At 72.0% G+C, this 16,483-nt stretch carries 14 protein-coding genes; 8 read left to right on the forward strand and 6 right to left on the reverse strand.

Translation table 11 applies throughout. The annotated features are described in order from the left end of the window. Positions 1–68: 68 nt before the first annotated feature. From ACF08W_RS25355 to ACF08W_RS25380, 6 genes are all read left to right on the forward strand, one after another. Positions 69–1,238, forward strand: coding sequence for a cytochrome P450 (locus ACF08W_RS25355; protein WP_392280634.1), 1,170 nt, complete (start codon positions 69–71; stop codon positions 1,236–1,238). A gap of 67 nt (positions 1,239–1,305) precedes the next feature. Next, complete coding sequence (locus ACF08W_RS25360; protein ID WP_392280635.1) at positions 1,306–2,712, forward strand: peptide ligase PGM1-related protein; 1,407 nt, start codon at positions 1,306–1,308, stop codon at positions 2,710–2,712. 15 nt (positions 2,713–2,727) lie between these two features. Next, positions 2,728–3,702 (forward strand): aspartyl/asparaginyl beta-hydroxylase domain-containing protein, encoded by a 975-nt coding sequence (locus tag ACF08W_RS25365; RefSeq protein ID WP_392280636.1) that lies wholly within the window; start codon positions 2,728–2,730, stop codon positions 3,700–3,702. A gap of 29 nt (positions 3,703–3,731) precedes the next feature. Then, positions 3,732–4,883 carry a glycine amidinotransferase gene (locus tag ACF08W_RS25370; protein ID WP_392280637.1) on the forward strand — a complete coding sequence of 384 codons (1,152 nt, stop codon included), beginning with the start codon at positions 3,732–3,734 and terminating at the stop codon, positions 4,881–4,883. Continuing rightward, entirely contained in the window at positions 4,880–6,166 is a 1,287-nt protein-coding gene (locus ACF08W_RS25375) for an ATP-grasp domain-containing protein (RefSeq protein WP_392280638.1), read from the forward strand. The genes ACF08W_RS25370 and ACF08W_RS25375 overlap by 4 nt, the downstream gene beginning before the upstream one ends. Continuing rightward, on the forward strand, positions 6,163–7,167 hold the full coding sequence (locus tag ACF08W_RS25380) for a hypothetical protein (protein ID WP_392280639.1): 1,005 nt from the start codon (positions 6,163–6,165) through the stop codon (positions 7,165–7,167). Before ACF08W_RS25375 ends, ACF08W_RS25380 begins: the two co-directional genes overlap by 4 nt. 37 nt (positions 7,168–7,204) lie before the next feature. On the opposite strand, the gene ACF08W_RS25385 is transcribed toward ACF08W_RS25380, so the two are convergent. The 5 genes from ACF08W_RS25385 to ACF08W_RS25405 form a co-directional block, all read right to left on the reverse strand. Next, a complete protein-coding gene (locus tag ACF08W_RS25385; RefSeq protein WP_392280640.1) occupies positions 7,205–8,191 on the reverse strand; it encodes a phosphotransferase family protein in 987 nt (328 codons plus the stop codon). Between the two features lie 843 nt (positions 8,192–9,034). Further along, complete coding sequence (locus ACF08W_RS25390; protein ID WP_352273049.1) at positions 9,035–9,496, reverse strand: DUF2690 domain-containing protein; 462 nt, start codon at positions 9,494–9,496, stop codon at positions 9,035–9,037. A 289-nt stretch (positions 9,497–9,785) separates the two neighbouring features. After that, positions 9,786–12,326 carry a GTPase-associated protein 1-related protein gene (locus ACF08W_RS25395; RefSeq protein WP_392280641.1) on the reverse strand — a complete coding sequence of 847 codons (2,541 nt, stop codon included), beginning with the start codon at positions 12,324–12,326 and terminating at the stop codon, positions 9,786–9,788. Between the two features lie 220 nt (positions 12,327–12,546). Further along, positions 12,547–12,807, reverse strand: a complete 261-nt coding sequence (locus tag ACF08W_RS25400; protein ID WP_392280642.1) for a DUF397 domain-containing protein — start codon at positions 12,805–12,807, stop codon at positions 12,547–12,549. Beyond that, complete coding sequence (locus tag ACF08W_RS25405; protein WP_392280643.1) at positions 12,804–13,688, reverse strand: Scr1 family TA system antitoxin-like transcriptional regulator; 885 nt, start codon at positions 13,686–13,688, stop codon at positions 12,804–12,806. The genes ACF08W_RS25400 and ACF08W_RS25405 overlap by 4 nt, the downstream gene beginning before the upstream one ends. Positions 13,689–13,853: 165 nt before the next feature. On the opposite strand from ACF08W_RS25405, the gene ACF08W_RS25410 reads away from it, so the two are divergent. Continuing rightward, positions 13,854–14,315, forward strand: a complete 462-nt coding sequence (locus tag ACF08W_RS25410) for an ATP-binding protein (RefSeq protein WP_352273046.1) — start codon at positions 13,854–13,856, stop codon at positions 14,313–14,315. Between the two features lie 40 nt (positions 14,316–14,355). Here the strand turns inward: ACF08W_RS25410 and ACF08W_RS25415 are convergent, their stop codons facing one another. Next, on the reverse strand, positions 14,356–15,693 hold the full coding sequence (locus tag ACF08W_RS25415) for a PLP-dependent aminotransferase family protein (RefSeq protein WP_392280644.1): 1,338 nt from the start codon (positions 15,691–15,693) through the stop codon (positions 14,356–14,358). A 129-nt stretch (positions 15,694–15,822) separates the two neighbouring features. Here ACF08W_RS25415 and ACF08W_RS25420 point away from each other — a divergent pair, with 129 nt between their 5' ends. After that, a complete protein-coding gene (locus ACF08W_RS25420) occupies positions 15,823–16,449 on the forward strand; it encodes a DJ-1/PfpI family protein (RefSeq protein ID WP_392280645.1) in 627 nt (208 codons plus the stop codon). Positions 16,450–16,483: the final 34 nt, after the last annotated feature.

Consider the following 16,483-nt stretch of genomic DNA (forward strand, 5'->3'; position numbering starts at 1 on the left):
TGAGCCCGAGGAATCCGGGGCGGGCCCGCTGCGGTGGGCCCGCCCTTCCCGCTCTGGAAGGACCCGCGATGCCGTCTGTGACTGACCAGTACGACCCCTTGGACACGGAGACCCTGCGCGACCCGTACCCGCTGCTGGCCGAACTGCGGATGTGTGAGCCGGTGTTCTGGCACGCGGGCATGGACTCGTGGGCACTGACCCGGTACGCGGACAGTGTGCGGGTGCTGCGCGACCACGAGAGCTTCGCCCGTGACCCGCGGCGCACCGGCGGCACGGTGCCCGAGCCGTCCTTGAGCGTGCAGACGCTCGATCCGCCGCAGCAGAACCGGGTCCGTTCCCTGTTCATGAGCGCGCTGCGTGCCCAGGACCTGACCGCAGTCGAGGACCGTGCTCGCATCCTGGTGCGGGAGCGGCTCGACCAGATGGCCGGCGGGGGCCCGTTCAACGTGGTGGCCGAGATCGCGGTGCCGCTGTCCGTCGCGGTCGTGGCCGATCTGCTGGGTGTTGAGCCCCCGCCGTACGGGGAGTTCGCCGCGGTGTCAGACGCGATCATGCGGAGCATGGACGGCAGCCTCAACCCGGCGTTCGTGGAGCCGGGCCGGATCGCCCGCCAGCAGCTGAGCGACCTGGTCGACTCGTGGTTCGCGTCCTCGGCCCGGCCCGGCTTGCTGGCCCGGGTGCGGCAGGCTGCTGCGCCCGCCGCCGACGCGCTCACCCGGCTATATGTGAAGAACACGGCGCGGGTGATGTTCCAGGGCGGATACAGCACGATGGCGGCCGCCGTCGGCAACTCCGTGCACACCCTCCTCGCCCACCCGGGAACCCTGGGCCGGATGCAGGACCCGGCGCTGCTGGCCACGGGGGTGGACGAGCTGGTGCGCTTCGATGGGCCGGTGCAGGGCACCACCCGTACGGCGGTGCGCTCGTGCCGGATCGGCGGCGTCGACATCACCCCGGGGCAAAAGGTCGTCCCCCTGTTCGCGGCGGCCAATCGCGACCCGGCCGCCTTCACGCAGGCCGACGAGCTGGTGCTGGACCGCACCCCGAACCGCCACCTCGGCTACGGCTGGGGGCCGCACTCCTGCATCGGCACGACCGTCGCCCAGGCAGGGCTGCGCGCTCTGGTCGCGGCCCTGAACGACCACCCCGCCCACCTGGCCGCTGCCGGCGAGGGCGTACGGCGCCGCACGGCGACCATGCGGGCCTTTGACACTCTGCCCGCCGCCCTTCTCCCCTGATCCCCGTCCGCCCCGGCGCCGCACGCAGCTCGGCCGGGTGCCCGCCCACGTCTTGAAGGAGTCCGCTGTGCGCATCCTCATCGGCAACCACATCGATCCGTCCATCCGCGAACGCGGCGACATGCGGGCCTGGACGCAGCGCGCGTTGTGGTTCGCCCGCCCCGGTGACCTGCTCGTCCTGTGCTGCGAACCGGACGCAGCGTTCGTCGACTACGCCCTGGCCCACACCGGCGTGAAGCGCGAGGAGCTGACCGTGCTGGCCGCCCCGGCCGGAGCCTGGGGCGAGAAGCTGCTCGATCCCGCCTCCCTGACCGCGCCCGCGTTCGTCGAACAGGTACGGGCCGCGCTCGGCCCGGCCGGGGCCGGAGCGGTCAGCGAGGTGTTCGCTCTGTGGCCGTCAGCCGCCGTGGCGCGGCTCGCCGACGCCCTGGGCGTGACCGACAGCTTCCCCGGCGCGGCCTTCTTCGGGCAGGGCGGCGGCGAGATCGGGAACAACAAAGCGAACTTCCGGGCCCTGGCGGCTGCGGCCGGGGTGCCGATCCTGCCGGGCCGCATCTGCCGCAGCCTCGCCGAAGCGACCGAAGCGACCGGCGCGCTACTGAAGGACTCCGGGTCCCGGGCCGTCGTGGTCAAGCAGGCCCACAACGGCGCCGGGGTCGGAAACCAGCTGCTCGTACGCGAGCCGGAGATGGCCGTGGACCACGTCGGGGCCCGGCACCTGCACCACCTGGCCCCGGGCCCGGACGGCATCGCCGCGTACTGGGCAAAGCGGTGGCCGTGGGCAAACGGGGAAGGCCGGTGGCCGGTCGTCATCGAGGAGTTCGCGCCCGGCGCCGATGCGGTGTACTCCGAGCACTACGCCTCCGGCGCGGGCACCCGGGCCACCGAGACGGGCCGCCTGCTGTACGTCGGACGGCGCCTGAGCCACCAGGTCGTGCCGCTGGACGGCGTCACCGAGCCGGTGCGGGCGGCGCTGCTGGACGGCGGCGCCCGGCTGGCCGAGGCGTACCGAGCACTCGGCTACCGCGGGCACCTGAGCGCGGACGCCCTGGTCCTGCCCGACGGGAGTGTGGTGTTCACCGAGGTCAACGCCCAGGTCTCCGGGTCGTTGCACATCTACCAGTCGATCGCCCACGGCATCGTCGACGTCACGGCCGACCCGGTCCGGCAGGTGGTCGAGTACCACGTCCCGCCCACCTGGGCGGTGCCCTCCTTCACGGCTTTCCTGGCCGCGCTCGACGAGCTGGGCCTGACGTACGACCCGGCCACCCGGACCGGGGTCATCGTGTCGATGCCCGCCATCCCCCTCGCCCCCGGGGAGCCGGTGCAGTTCGTGTTCTGCATCGCCTACGACCCCGCCGAGGGCCACGAGGGCGTCTTCGACCGGCTCGACGCGCGGTTCGCGAGCGTGCCCGCCGGCACCTACGACGCCAGCCAGCACATCGGCACCGGCGCCGTGTCCTTTTCCTCCTGACCGGGAGCCCCATCCATGACCACCACATCGCTCACCGCGGCCGCCGAGGCCGTCCAACTCTCCCCCGTCTTCGACACCGGCCGGCTCGCCGCCGAGCTCACGGCCGTCACCGCCCACACCTGGAACGTCCAGCGCACCCACACCTACGGCGGGCAGACCGGCCCAGCGGCCGCGATCGACTGGCGGGTCCTGCCCCTGCGCAGTCTCGGCGGCGACCCGGAACGCACCGACCCCGGCGGCCCCGGTCCGCAGCCGTTCAAGGTGACGCGCTGGCTCGGTCAGCTGCCCTACCTCGCGGAGATCCTGGACTTGGTCCCGGCCCCGCTGAACGCGGTACGGCTGATGGCACTGGGCCCCGGTGCCATCTCGACGGCGCACCGCGACCCCAAGTACCGCCTGGACCGGGGCATCGTGCGCCTGCACATTCCGGTCGTCACCGACCCCGGCGCCGTGCTCATCCTGGGCGGCGTCGAACACTGCTGGCAGCCGGGCACCTGCTGGTACGGCGACTTCTCCCGCGAACACCTGGTCCGCAACACCAGCCAGACGGTGACCCGGGTCCACGTCGTGATCGACGCTCTGCTCACCGCCGACCTCGCCGCATGGTTCCCGGACTCCTGGCAGGAGCTGTTGACCCGTGGTGAGGTTCTGTTCAACCGCACCGCCCCGGCCGGGACTCCTGCTTGGCCTGCCGGACTGCCGTACGAGGTACTGCTGCCGTCCGGGTTCGCGGACTTCGACGCCCCCGCCCCGCTGGACGGCTCCCTCATCCCTGCCCGCATCGACCACGCCGACGACGTTCTCGCCCTCACGGTCGCCGGGCGCACCTTCGTTCTCGTCCCGGTCGGCGGCGGCGAGTTCCGGTTCTCCGGCTGGAGCGAGCAGCGCACCCTCCAGCCGGACAGTGACGGCGCCGGCCTGACCCTGCGGGTCCGACGGGGCCGCAGCCTCGCCGACCGGCACGTGACCGCCGCACTCCACACCCCCTGACCCGCCTCGCGCACCCGAGAGGAACGCCCATGCCCCGTCTGAACAGTCACGACGACTTCACCCCGCTCAAGGAGGTCGTCGTCGGGTCCGCCGCCAACTACGTCGGCCACGACCGCGACGTCAGCTTCGAGCTGTTCCACCACGAGAACCTGACCGGCTTCCGATCGGACTGGGCCTATCCGCGCCTGACGAAGGCGCCGGCCGGCCACCGGGAGAGCTGGACCATCAAGACCCGGTACGCCGAGGAGCTGCACGAGGACGTGGAGGCCCTGGCGGACGCCCTTGCCGGTCTCGGGGTCGCCGTGCACCGGCCGCTGCCCCTGCCCCCGGACGCGGCCCCGATCGCGGGCCTGGGCTGGGAGGCCGCACCGACCCCGGCGCTGAACATCCGCGACAACACGCTGATCGTCGGCGACGAGATCATCGAGACACCGCCCGCGATCCGTTCCCGCTACCTGGAGACCCGCCTGCTCGCCCCCGTCTTCACCGCCTACTGGCAGGACGGCGCCCGGTGGACGACAATGCCCCGCCCCACCCTCACCGACACGTCGTTCGACCTGTCGTACGCGCGGGACACGGCGACCACCCTGGGAGGGCCGACCGAGGCCATCGACGACCCGCAGCCGAGCCCGTACGACGTCGGCGTGGAGATGATGCTGGACGGCGCGCAGGTGCTGCGGCTGGGCCGCGACCTGGTCGTCAACATCGCTCAGGAGAACCACGCCCGGGGTGCCGAATGGCTTCAGCGGCACCTCGGCCATGATTACCGCGTCCACCGGGTGTGGCGGATGGCGGACAACCACATCGACAGCATGGTCCTCGCCCTTCGACCCGGAGTGTTCCTGGCCCGGCACGACGGCATCAGGGACCTGATGCCCGAGCCGCTGCGCTCGTGGCGCTACATCGTGCCGCCACAGCCGGACCCGGGCGCGTTCCCGGTCTACGACGACTACGAGGACCTGGTCCTCACCAGCCCCTACATCGACCTCAACGTCTTCTCGGTCGACGAGCGAACGGTGCTGGTCAATCAGGAGTGCACCGGCCTGGTCAAGTTGCTGGAGGCCGAGGGCTTCGACGTGGTGCCCGTACGGCACCGGCACCGGCGCCTGTTCGGGGGCGGGTTCCACTGCTTCACCCTGGACACGCACCGCACGGGCGGCTTCGAGGACTACCTGTCATGACTCTTCCAGGCGTGCTGCTGCTCGACGCGGCCGGCCCCGATGCGGGCGCCCTCGCCACGGCGGCCGCCGCCCGGGGACACCGGGTCCACGCCGCGACCACCGCCGCGTCGTACGCGGACTGCGGGCCGCAGCTGGAGCGCCTGCTGACCGGACGGGTCGTCACCGACTTCACCCGGCCCGGCCGGGCCCTCGATGAGGTCGCCGCCTACGCCCGCCAGCACGATGTCGGCGCGGTGCTGACCGTCAACGAGTACCTGACCGAACTTGCCGCGCACCTCTGCGCCGAGCTGGGAGTGCCCGGCAACGACCCGGGCCGGGCGCGGGCGGCCCGCGACAAGGCCGCCATGGCGGAGGCATTTACGGCGGCCGGGGTGCACGCCCCGCACACGGTCCTCGCTCGGAACGACGCCGAGCTGCGGACCGCCCTGGCGGACCCGCGGGTCGGCTTCCCCTGCGTCATCAAACCGCTGTCCGCAGCGGGCTCCGCCGGTGTCACGGTGGTGACCGCCACTGAAGGTGCGACAGAAGCCGCCGACACCGCCCGCTCGGCGGCCGGCATGTACTCAAGGGGCGGCGACCCGCGCGTCCTGGTCCAGGCGTACGCCGCCGGGACGGAGTACAGCGTCGAGTCCCTCACACAGGGCAACGCCACGACACATCTCGCCGTGACCCGCAAGCAGGTGACCGGCGGCGCGAAGAGGGTCGAGACGGGACACAGCCTGCCCGTCTCCCTGCCCCCGGCCGCAGAGGCAGCCGTGTACCGGGAGGTAGAGGCAGCCGTCGGCGCGGCCGGCATCCGCAATGGGGCCTCGCACACCGAGGTCATCGTCGGCGGAGACGGGCGGTGCGTGGTCATCGAGATCGGCGCTCGCCTCGCCGCCGGACAGATCGGCATCCTGATCCAGCAATCCTTGGGCATCGACGTCTGGGCTGCGCTGCTCGACGTCGCCCTCGGCCACCCGCCCGCGATCACCCCGACCGCCTGCGGATACGCGACTGTGCGGTTCGTTACCAGCCCGCACGCCGGACGGCTGGTCTCCCTCCGCAGGTTCCCGAGGACGGGGCCGGGGGTGCCGTTCGTCCGCTGGCGGGCGGCGATCGGCGGCCTCGTCCACGAGCCGGACGCCAATGGCCACCGGCTGGGGGCGTTCGTGGTCACCGGAACGGAAGCCGCCGAGGTCGAGGAACGAGCCGACGCGCTGCTGCGAGGCATCCGGGTCGAAGTGGACCCGCACCCCAACCCGCGCCCGGCCCCCGACAGCTTGACCAGGGCGAACCGATGAACGGGCCGCCCCCTCCGGAAGGACACGGTTCCCTCACCGCTGCGGCGATCACTACCGTCTGCTTCCCTGTTCCCGCCCTCCTCCTGCGCACCCATGATCCCGCCGCCCAAAGGACGATCCGGGATTTCGCCGACCAGCAGGCCGAGACGGCACACTCCCTTTCCCGGGCCCTGAGCATCGCTCTGCGCTCAGCCCACGACACCCGCGCCCGGGCAGCCGCGTTCACCACAGCGTTCGAGGCGGCGGAGGACTGGAGACACAGGGCAGCGCTCGCCAGCCCGCACAGCACCGGCCGGTATAGCCTCCGCTGGGCGGACCGGTTCCGTACTCCGGTCACGGACGACAACCCCAACCTCTTCCGCATCGGGGACCACGCCCGGTTCCGGGACGGCGCTGTGTGGGAGCCGGCCACCCGCACCTACCAGGGAGGGACGGAAACCCCGGCCAGCCGGACGATGTACCAGTTCGAGGCGCTTGCCGCCGCGAGGTTTCCCCTGTCGCCGAGTACCGACGTGGTGTGCAACCGCGTTGCCCTGCCCGGCGGCCGTACCGCGGGCGGGACGCGGCTCCTGCGCGGCAGTGCCGCCCGCCGGGCGGCAGCCGAAATGACCGCCCGTATCTCGGCACGGGGTGGGGACGTATCCCGCATCGCCACCAGCGGACACCTGATCTACATCTCCAGCGCGCCCGAGGCAGCCCGCCGGGCTATCTTCCAACAGTCCATGACCCTGCTCGCTCGGGAGCATGCCACCCCAGCCGACGCACTGACGGCCTGGAGCCAGGCGGCATACCTCCTCTACCAGGCCCCTCGCAAGAAACGAGGCGCCGACGCGACGATCCGCACCTTCCTCGTCGCATCGGGCACACACCTGCTGCCCAGACCTCCCGTGCTCCTGCACGACATCGACCTGCGCGCCTACACCCAGACGCACGACCTGTTCGTCACCGAGCTACGGGCCGCCCAGAACATCGCCGAAACCACTGCCGGACGGCATGCCTGATCCACCCGCTCGATCGACTCAGGCAGCAGACGGCCAGTCAGGCCAGGTCGGAGAGCACCTCGGCCAGCGCGCCGTAGCTCTCGTGGACCGCGTCCGCCTTCCCCAGCCGGTGTCGCTCAAGCCGGATCGCGCCCAGGTGCCGGGCCTCATAGACCCTCGCTCGCCACATTCCGTCGGGCGAGCGGTCCAGAGCGCCGTAGGACTGCCAGAACGCGGTCCGCTCGTCCTCCTTGGCCGTCGCCATACGGATGGTCCAGTCGGCCGCCGGGTCACCGAACCACGTGCGGTCGAAGTCCAGCACCCCGGTGATCAACGGCTCAGGGGCCTTCGGGTCCAGCAGCGCGTTGACCGTCCACAGGTCTCCAGTCAGCAGCCTCGGCACGGCGACCTCGTCGAGCACCGTCCGGCCACGCGCGGCGACCTCGGCGGCCTTGCGTACATCGCCCGCATCCAGACCGACACCCTCCAGATCTGCGGCGATCTCCTCCAGCGACGCGATCACCGCCTCACTCCACGACCCGTACCCCGGACCGCCGACGGGCCCGAAGTGCGGACCGCGCACATCGTGCACGGAGCGGGCAACGGCGCCCATCTGCCGGAAGAACACCGGCCACGCCGTACGCGGATACGCGCCCAGGTGCTCCGGAGCCGGGACGCCGTCCAGGTGGGTCTGGATCATCCAGTCCCGGCCGATCACCTCGTGCGACCAGTCCGCGACGAGTACCTGCGGCATCAGCGGTGCGATGACCGCCAGCCACGGCAGGCTCGCGAACTCGTTCCGCATCATGTGCCGTTCGCTGCGGAACTGCCGTTCCTCCTCCGGCGCGACCCGCAAGACCACCGGCTGTTCCCGACCGGCCAGATCCACGCGGTAGACGTTGTTGTACATCCCCGTGCCCAACTCGACCGCGGACACCGGCGTGGCGGCGCCTCCGAAGGCCCGTCGGCAGATCTCCCCGATCTCCTTCTCGGTCAGTGACTGCTGGAACGCCTCCGAGGCGCGCTCAACCGGCTGGAAGTCCATGCGGATCAGGATGCCCCCTCGGCCAGCGACACGCCTAACGAACGCGCTACCCCCCTCCTCATGCTTGGCCAGACCCTCCCCGAGCCCGGCGCCTCATCCCGGTCGACGATCCACCGCCGCGGCACCCCCAGATGTCCGGTGGCAGCCCCGTTCGGGCGCCATCTACCAGGTCCGGCCGCCGTGCCGGGGCGGTTCCCGGAATTCCGTGCCCGGTGCACACCACCGCCTCTACCGTCCAGCCCTACAGGTGATCACGGGGGTGTGCGGAAGGGGCCGAACAGTGGGGCGGGATCAGATGGGCCCCGCTGCCGCCCTCTTCCGCCCCCAGTGCCGTGCGTGCGGCGGCAAGTACGAGAAGCCGTGGCGCCGGACCAGCAGCACACCCATCAGCCGGGCAAGCCGCCCAGAGAAGTGAAAACCCGCCCAGGAAGCTACTGGCGGGTTACTTGTCCCTTGGTTCGCCGCTCGTTAACGGCACCCCATGTAGGGGTGTTTCCCTGGCTCGGACGGCTGGCCGCCACGCCCGTCGGCGGTCCCCGCGCATGTGGGGTGGCTGCTGCCGTGGGTCTTCTCGAATGAGGTCGGGGCGAGGGCTACCCGACCGCCGCCGGCCAGCGGTACTGCATCAACTCCATCTCGCTCCGGCCCCGGCTGACGGACGACCGGGGCCGACCCATGGGCCGGGCGGAGACGTGGGGCGCGGCGACAGGGGCCACGGAACCGGACGAGGAGTTCGGTGGACTCCGCCCCACGCGTGACGGCCCGCCGAAGGGATCGGCGGGCCGTCACGGAGTGTCGGGTTCGGTCACCCGGGCCGCACTGCCGTGAGGCCCGGGGGTGTCGTCAGTACCAGTCGGACACGCCGCTGAAGACGTGTCCGTTCCACTTCGCGTAGCCGTAGGCCCGCGCGAGCTGACCGGCGTCGTTGATCATGGGGGTGTAGCAGGTGTACGAACCGAGGGTCGCGCTCCAGGACACCGATTCGCATCGGTACGAGTTGCCGTCGCTCTGGCGCTCCACATAGGCCCAGCCGAATTCGAGGCCGGTGAGGCGTGCCACCTGAACCCGGCCCCAGGCGGTCCGGCAGGACGGGCTGTAGCGCAGCTCCGCGAACGACCAGTCGGTTCCCGTGGTGAGCGTGACCTTCTTGGCGGTGATCGCGTCACCGGCGCACCCCGCGGCGATGGGGTCCTGGCCGTCGTAGGTGAGAGTGGCCGCGCCGGCGTTGCCCGCGAAGCCGGTCTGGAGTGCGATGAGCGCGGTGGCCGCCGCGGCGGCTCTGCCGATTACCTTGCCGAACCTCATGTTGGTGTCCCCCCTGGGTCACACGGATACGCCGGGCCTCGTGGCTGCGACGGGTCGACAGTTTTGTGGGCCCGCAGCCAATTTGCCAAGATCAACAAAAGCCGGGAATCGCGCAACTATCGCAAAGGAATATGTGCCCCACGTCACAGCCGGGTTCGCGTGGCGCCCCCATCCCCAGGGGGGCGAACGTGGTGGTCATGGGCTTCTTCGTGAACGGGTGAGCCGGTCGGGCGCCGGTGCGTGTCGTGGTGACCCCAAGAGGCGAAGGAGGACGTCCTCGGGGCGGTCCTCAGGAAGAAACCCGCCGCACCCGGGCCGCGATGCGGTTGCCTATGCGCCTGCGGAGGCTGCCGGTCGACTTGTTCCAGGAGCGGAAGGCTTCCGCTGTGCGGGTGCTGCCCGCGTGGGTGGCGGCCTCTTCGACTGCCGCGAGTTCTTCCGGGGGCAGGGCGCGGACCACGGGGCGCAGCACCTCCTCCAAGAGGGCCGTTCTGGTCGTGGTCCAGGCCTCGCCCGCGTGGGGGTGGGAGGTCCAGATGGTGAAGCAGTCGGCGGTGTAGGCGGGTTCGGAGCGGAGGCGGGCGGAGATCGTGGGCCGGCGGGCGGCTCGGCCGTAGGCTGCGACGAGGTCCGGGGTCGCGGTGTGGACGAAGGTGTACAGCTCGGCCTCGGGGCGGTCCGGGGCGAGTAGGCGCTCGGCCAGGGCGCCGAATGCCTGTTCGCGTACGCCGGGTTCCACCGGGTCCGCTGCGGCGGAGAGGCGCAGCGCCTCCTCCGTCCAGCCCGGGTCCGCCGACCCCGACCGGAGGTTGCGGGCGAAGTCCAGGAGTTGCAGGGCGTGGCGGGTGCGGGCGTCGACCTCCTGGGGGAAGCCGCGCAGCAGGTCCGGGGCCAGTTCCGGGGCGTCCGGGTCGTCGGCGGGGGCGCCGAGGGCCGCCGCGACGAGTGCGGACCAGGTGCCGGCCGTGCGGTGGGCGTCGGAGGTGCTCGCGGCCAGGAGTTGCCGGGCCTCGGCCGCCGTGGGTGCGGATCCGTCCCAGACCAGCCCCATCGCCGTACGCAGCACCAGCGGCTCGGTGAACGGGGACATGCCACCGGCGCGGAGTACGGAGTTCAGCGCCTTGACCCGGTCGTCGCCGCCGCGCGTCCGTGCCTCGGCCGCCGCCGCGCACATCCGCAGGTGGGGGAGGGCCTGGGCTCCGGTGAACGGCAGGGCGACCTCGGTGAGGAGCCGTTCGGTCGCGGTCGGGTGCTCCGGGGCGATCCGGTCCAGTTCGCCGAGGAGCGCGGTGCGGATGTCGAACTGCTCGTCCAGCAGGTCCAGCAGCACCTGCCCGCAGTCGCCCGCGCCCCCGTCCCGCAGCGCCCGCGCCAGTCGGCGTACGACCCCGGGGAGCAGGTCGGCGCAGTCGACGTCGAGCAGCCGGGCGATGCGCAGGAGTTGTACGGTGCGGCCCACGCCGTGCCCGGGGGCTGCGTCCGGGGCGGTGAGTGCCGCGCCGGTGGCCAGTTCGGTGCGGAGGTCGTCGCCGACCGCCTCGACGAGGGCCGCCGCGACGGGTTCCCCGCCCGGCCCGGTGAAGACCGAGCGCCCCGGGGGTGTGACGGTGAGCCCGTTCCCGTAGACCGCTTCCGTCACCAGCAGGGCGCCCAGGGAAGCCGTCACCCCGGCCGGGGCGCGGCCGTCAAGTGCCGTCAACAGGCTTGCCACGGCGGCGAGTTCGGCCGGGGTGCGGTCGATGTCGGGGTCGGTCAGCGCGTCGGTGAGGCGGTGGGTGCGTTCCTCGTCGAGTGCGTACGGCCGTTCCGCCGCCCAGGTCGCCGCCGCTGCCCGTTCGGCCGATCCGAGGGGGACGCCCGCGCAGAGCGCCGTCACGGCGAGCGGGCCGGCGGCGAAGGGGCCGCCGGGCAGTTCGGCCGCCGTCCGGAACAGCTCGGGGGAGCGGTTGCGCCAGATCCGGGCGCAGGTCTCGGCCCAGGCGTCGTCCACCGGCGCGGCGGGCCGGGCACCGGCGCAGTCGTGCACCAGCAGGGACGGCGAACCGCCGCTCCCCGGCGCGTCCTCGGGCAGGACGCCGACGACCTGGTGCGGGGCCTGCGCCGGGTGGCGGGTGTACGTCGTGAACGTCAGCCGGTGCGCGTCGTCCGGCGGCAGCACGGCCGAGGCGAGGGCGATCCACCGGGCCACGTCCGCACTCTGCCGCTCCACCAGCACCAGCCGCCCGGCGTCCGGACCGCCGGAGCAGACCCGGCGCAGGTCGGCGAAGACCGCCGCGAGCCAGGGGCTCCGGGAGACGGCGAAGTCGTTCAGCGCCTCCGGTCCGGAGGCGGCGGAGGCGGGCAGCGCGGATATTCGCTCGGGGACCCCGCCCCGGGGCGGGGTGGAGGCCCAGCCCGGTGAACGCCAGGCGGTGATCGGCAACGCGCCGCCCGGCAGTCGCGTACCGGCCGGGAGGTGTACCGCGTGCGCGTGGAAGCCGATGCCCCCGGAGCCGGTGGCCACGGAACCGACTGTCCCGGGACCAGTGGTCCCGGAACCGACTGTCCCGGGACCGGTGTACGCGACCGTACGGGCCAGCAGGTGACCGCCGTCGACCAGCACGCTGAAGCTCAACGCCTCGGGCAGGGAGCGGAGTTGGTCGGATCTGGGTCTGGGCGGGGTGCCGGCGGGCGGCTCGTAGCCGAGGAGCTGTTCGGCCTCGGCCAGTACCGGCGTGGGCAGTCCGGCGCTGACGGCGGTGAAGTGTGCGCCGCTGCCGCCCCCGTCGTCTGCGGAAGGAGCGGAAGGAACAGCAGGGGAAGAGGTGTAGTGGAGCTGCGCGAGACTCATGCGTCGGGCCCTTTTTTCGTCCTTGCCGCAGACTTCCCCGTGCCCCCAGGGGCGGACCGTAGGCGCACGGCGACCGACCCCGGCGGGAAGCACGAACCGCAGTCGTGGGGGCGACGCTATCAAGGCGTACGCCCCCTCCGCGCGCCCCAGGAGAACCAGGGAACGGCTGTGCCGCGCACCGGAACAGGTCCGGTACGCGGCACGGTGCGCCGATGGTGCGTCAGACGAGTGCGGCTCCGGTCGCGTACGTCACGAAGCCGGTCCAGGCGGCGGGGGAGAGGGCGAGCTCGGGGCCCTGCTCGACCTTGGAGTCCCGGACGTGGACGGTGGTGGGGCAGGTGGCGACCTCCACGCAGTCGTCGCCGGACCCGCTGCTGTAGCTGGACTTGTGCCAGGCGAGCGCGACTTCGACGCAGGAGTCGCCGTCGCCGCTGCTGTAGCTGCTCTTGAACCAGGAAAGATCTGAGGTGGTGGTGCTCATAGCGCTCCTCGCATCTGCCGCAGCAGACCCACGGATTCTTCGGGGGTGTGGGACTGTGATCGCATCTTGGCATACCGCATCTGGAGCACGCTGACCACAGATGGGTCGACGTGGAGCTGCCCGGACAACTGCCCCTCGCTGTAGCCGAACCACTTGTGGTCCGGCGCTTCGAGCAGCTGGATCGGTCCGTGCAGGCCCGCGTGGCTCTCGCGGGCCTGCGGGATGATCTGGATCTCCACATTGCGCAGCTCGGCGAGGTCGAGCACATGGTCGATCGCCTCCCGGAGTACCTGCGTGCCGCCCAGATGCCGCAGAAAGATGTGCTCTTCGAGGATGAAGCAGTAGTTGGTGCCGATCCGCTCGCGCAGCAGTTGCTGACGCTCCATGCGAGCCGTCAACTGCCGTTCGATCTGCTCCTCGCCGAGCATCGGGAGCTGGTTGAGGAACAGCGTCCGCGCGTACGTCTCGGACTGGAGCAGCCCCGGGATCAGGCGGCATTCGTACGTGTAGAGGTTGATCGCCTCCGTCTCCAGCATCGCCCACTGCCGGAACCAGTTGGCGATGCCCGGACGCCGGGTCAGCTGGGCCGCGGCCGCCCTGATGATGCCGCGTGCGTCCAGCAGGTTCTCGGAGCGCTCGACGTAGGGCAACGGCGGGAACCTGCGGCCCTGTTCGATGGAGGAGACGGTCGGTTTCGAGTACCGCACCATCGGCGCGTACTCCTCCTGGGTCAGCCCGGCCCTCTTGCGGAAGCCCTTGACCACCGTGCCGAAGATCCTCAGGCTCTCCGAGGGCTCGGGTTCGGAGCCCGACCTCGTGGAGAGTTCCGGCTCCGGACCCGTCCCCGCCGCCCCGTCCGCCATTTCGATGCCGTCCGTCATGCCCGGCCACCTCCGTGCTCGTCGTACTCCGTGCCGCTACCGGCAGACAACTCGCCCATGGTCACGGACCGTTACCCCTACTGTCCACCGTATGTACTCGTACGCTGACGGAGCGTACGAGTTCCGTGGCTGGTCCGGAGGGGTGCCGGGGGTCAGGGTGGGGGCATGGAAGCACTCGCCAACTCCGAACACCCCATCACCGTACGTGTGTTCGTGCAACCCTTCAGCTCCACGCCACGCGGGGCGAGGCTCGCCCGCCGACTCGCCTTGAACGTGCTGCACGACTGGGGCATCCCGTACCGCAGTCACGCTTCGGATGCGGCCGAACTGATCGTCGCCGAGCTCGCGGCCAACGCGGCGACCCACGGCCGGGTGGCCGGACGGGGTTTCGAACTGAGGCTGCGCCACTCCCCGGCGGTCGGCGGCGCGCGGGGAGTTCTGCGGATCGAGGTCAGCGACACCCGGGGCGAGGAACGTCCGCCGGGTCCGGTGGGGTTGGTCCCGCCGGCGGTCGACGCGGACAGTGGGCGGGGGCTCGTCCTCGTCGACGCGCTCGCCGACCGCTGGACCGTGCTGGACCGGAAGCCGGGCAAGACGGTCCGTGTGGAGCTGGACGTCGCGCACTGAGGAGGTGGCGCGGGGGCGCCTTCGGGCTCGGCCCGCCGGGTCAGCTGAAGGCGTCCTCGACGGCCATGCGCCGCACCGTGCGCAGGGTGGACCGGAGGCTGTCCGGATCGGTCGAGCCCAGGGCGAGGCGGATCGCCTGGGGCGGGTGGGTCGAGGTGGTGAACGGTTCGGCCGTGGACACCGAGATGTGCTGGCGGGCGAGGGCGGCGGTGAGGCGGTCGGCGCGCGCGTCGTCGGGCAGCGGCAGCCAGACGAAGTAGGACGAGGGGTGGCCGACGAGGGGAAGGCCGGCCAACTCCTGCCGGGCGATGGCCTGGCGGGTCCGGGCGTCGTCCCGTTTCAGCGCCTCCAAGCGGTCCACCGTGCCGTCGTCGAGCCAGCGGCCGACGATCGCGGTGGTGAGGGCGGGGGTGTTCCAGGTGGTCGCCCGGATCGCGCGTTCGAGCGCGGGCACCAGGGCGGGCGGGGACACGACGAAACCGACCCGGAGACCGGTGGCGACGCTCTTGGACAGCCCCGAGACGTGGACCGTGACGTCCGGGGCGAGCGCGGCCAGGGGCGGTGGCGGGTCCGCCACCAGATAGGCGTACGAGGCGTCCTCGATCAGCAGCGGACCGTACCGCCGGGCGATCCCGGCCAGGCGGGCCCGGTCCGGCGACGGCATGACCCAGCCCAGCGGGTTGTGCAGGGTGGGCATGGTGTAGACCGCGCGGACCGGGCGTGACGCGCACAGCTCCTCGAGGGCGTCGAGATCCGGCCCTTCGGCGGTGACGGGGACGGGCGCCAGGTCGAGGCGGAGGGCGTGGGCCAGCACCTTGAACCCCGGGTAGGTGAGGGCGTCGACCGCGACGACGTCACCCGCGTCGAGCGCGGCCATGACGGTGACGGCCAGGCCGTGCTGCGCGCCGTTGGTGAGAAGGACGCGGTCCGCGTCCGTGGTGATGCCGCGGCGCCCCAGATGCCGGGCGATCGAGGCCCTGTCCTGGGGGCGCCCGGCGTGCGGCTGGTAGCGGAGCAGCGATTCGAGATCGCCGGAGGTGGCCACCTCGCGCAGTGCCTGCCGGAGGAGGTCGGCCTGACCGGGCAGCGACGGGTAGTTGAAGTTGAGGTCGACCGCGTCCGTGGCGACCACCTGCTGGTCGATGCCGTGACCGGCGGGGACCGCGATGTCGCGGACGAACGTGCCCCGGCCCTGCTCCCGGCTCACCAGGCCCATGGCCTCCAGCTCCGCGTAGACCCGGGTCGCGGTCACCACGGCGATGCGCTCGCGGGCGGCGAGGGCGCGATGGGTCGGCAGCCGCGCGCCTGCGGCGAGCCGCCCGGCCCGGATCTCGCGGGCGAACGCGTCGACCAGCGATTTGTACCGCGAAGCTGTCATGTGCCGGATTGTATGCAGGACAATTCTTCGACTGTCCTGCGTGCGGGGCCCTACGGTCGGGGCTCGGGACACACCCCCGCCCCGGGGTCCGTCCGATCCGGGAACCGTCCGCCAGGAAGGGCAGCCGCCGTGCACATCGCCATCCTCACCTTCGAGGGCTACAACGAACTCGACTCCCTGATCGCGCTCGGAGTGCTCAACCGGGTCAAGGCCGACGACTGGCGCGTCACCCTCGCCACCCCGAGCCCGAAGGTGACCTCGATGAACGGCGTGGTCGTCGAGCAGATGTCCACCCTTGAGGAGGCGTGCGCCGCCGACGCCGTCGTGGTCGGCAGCGGCATCGCCACCCGCGAGGTCGTCGAGGACCCGGCGATCATGGACGTCCTGCGCGGCCTGGACCCCTCGCGCCAACTCGTCGCGGCGCAGTGCTCCGGTGCGCTCGTGCTGGCCCGGCTCGGTCTGCTCGGCTCCATCCCGGCCTGCACCGACCTGACCACCCGGCCCTGGGTGGTCGCCGCCTGTGTGGAAGTGCTCGACCAGCCCTTCCACGCCGAGGGCAACATCGCGACCGCCGGTGGCTGCCTGGCCTCGCACTACCTCGCCGCCTGGATCATCGCCCGCCTCAAGGGCGACGAGGCCGCCCGGGACGCGCTGCACTACGTCGCCCCGGTCGGCGAGAAGGAGGAGTACGTCGAGCGCGCCCGGCGCAACATCGACCCGTACCTGCCCGCCGGGGTGATGGGCGGCGGGCGGTGATCTTCCGCGCGCCCGTCACCGGCGTACCTCTGGC

The organism is Streptomyces sp. NPDC015144 (assembly GCF_043079735.1).
GTDB lineage: Bacteria > Actinomycetota > Actinomycetes > Streptomycetales > Streptomycetaceae > Streptomyces.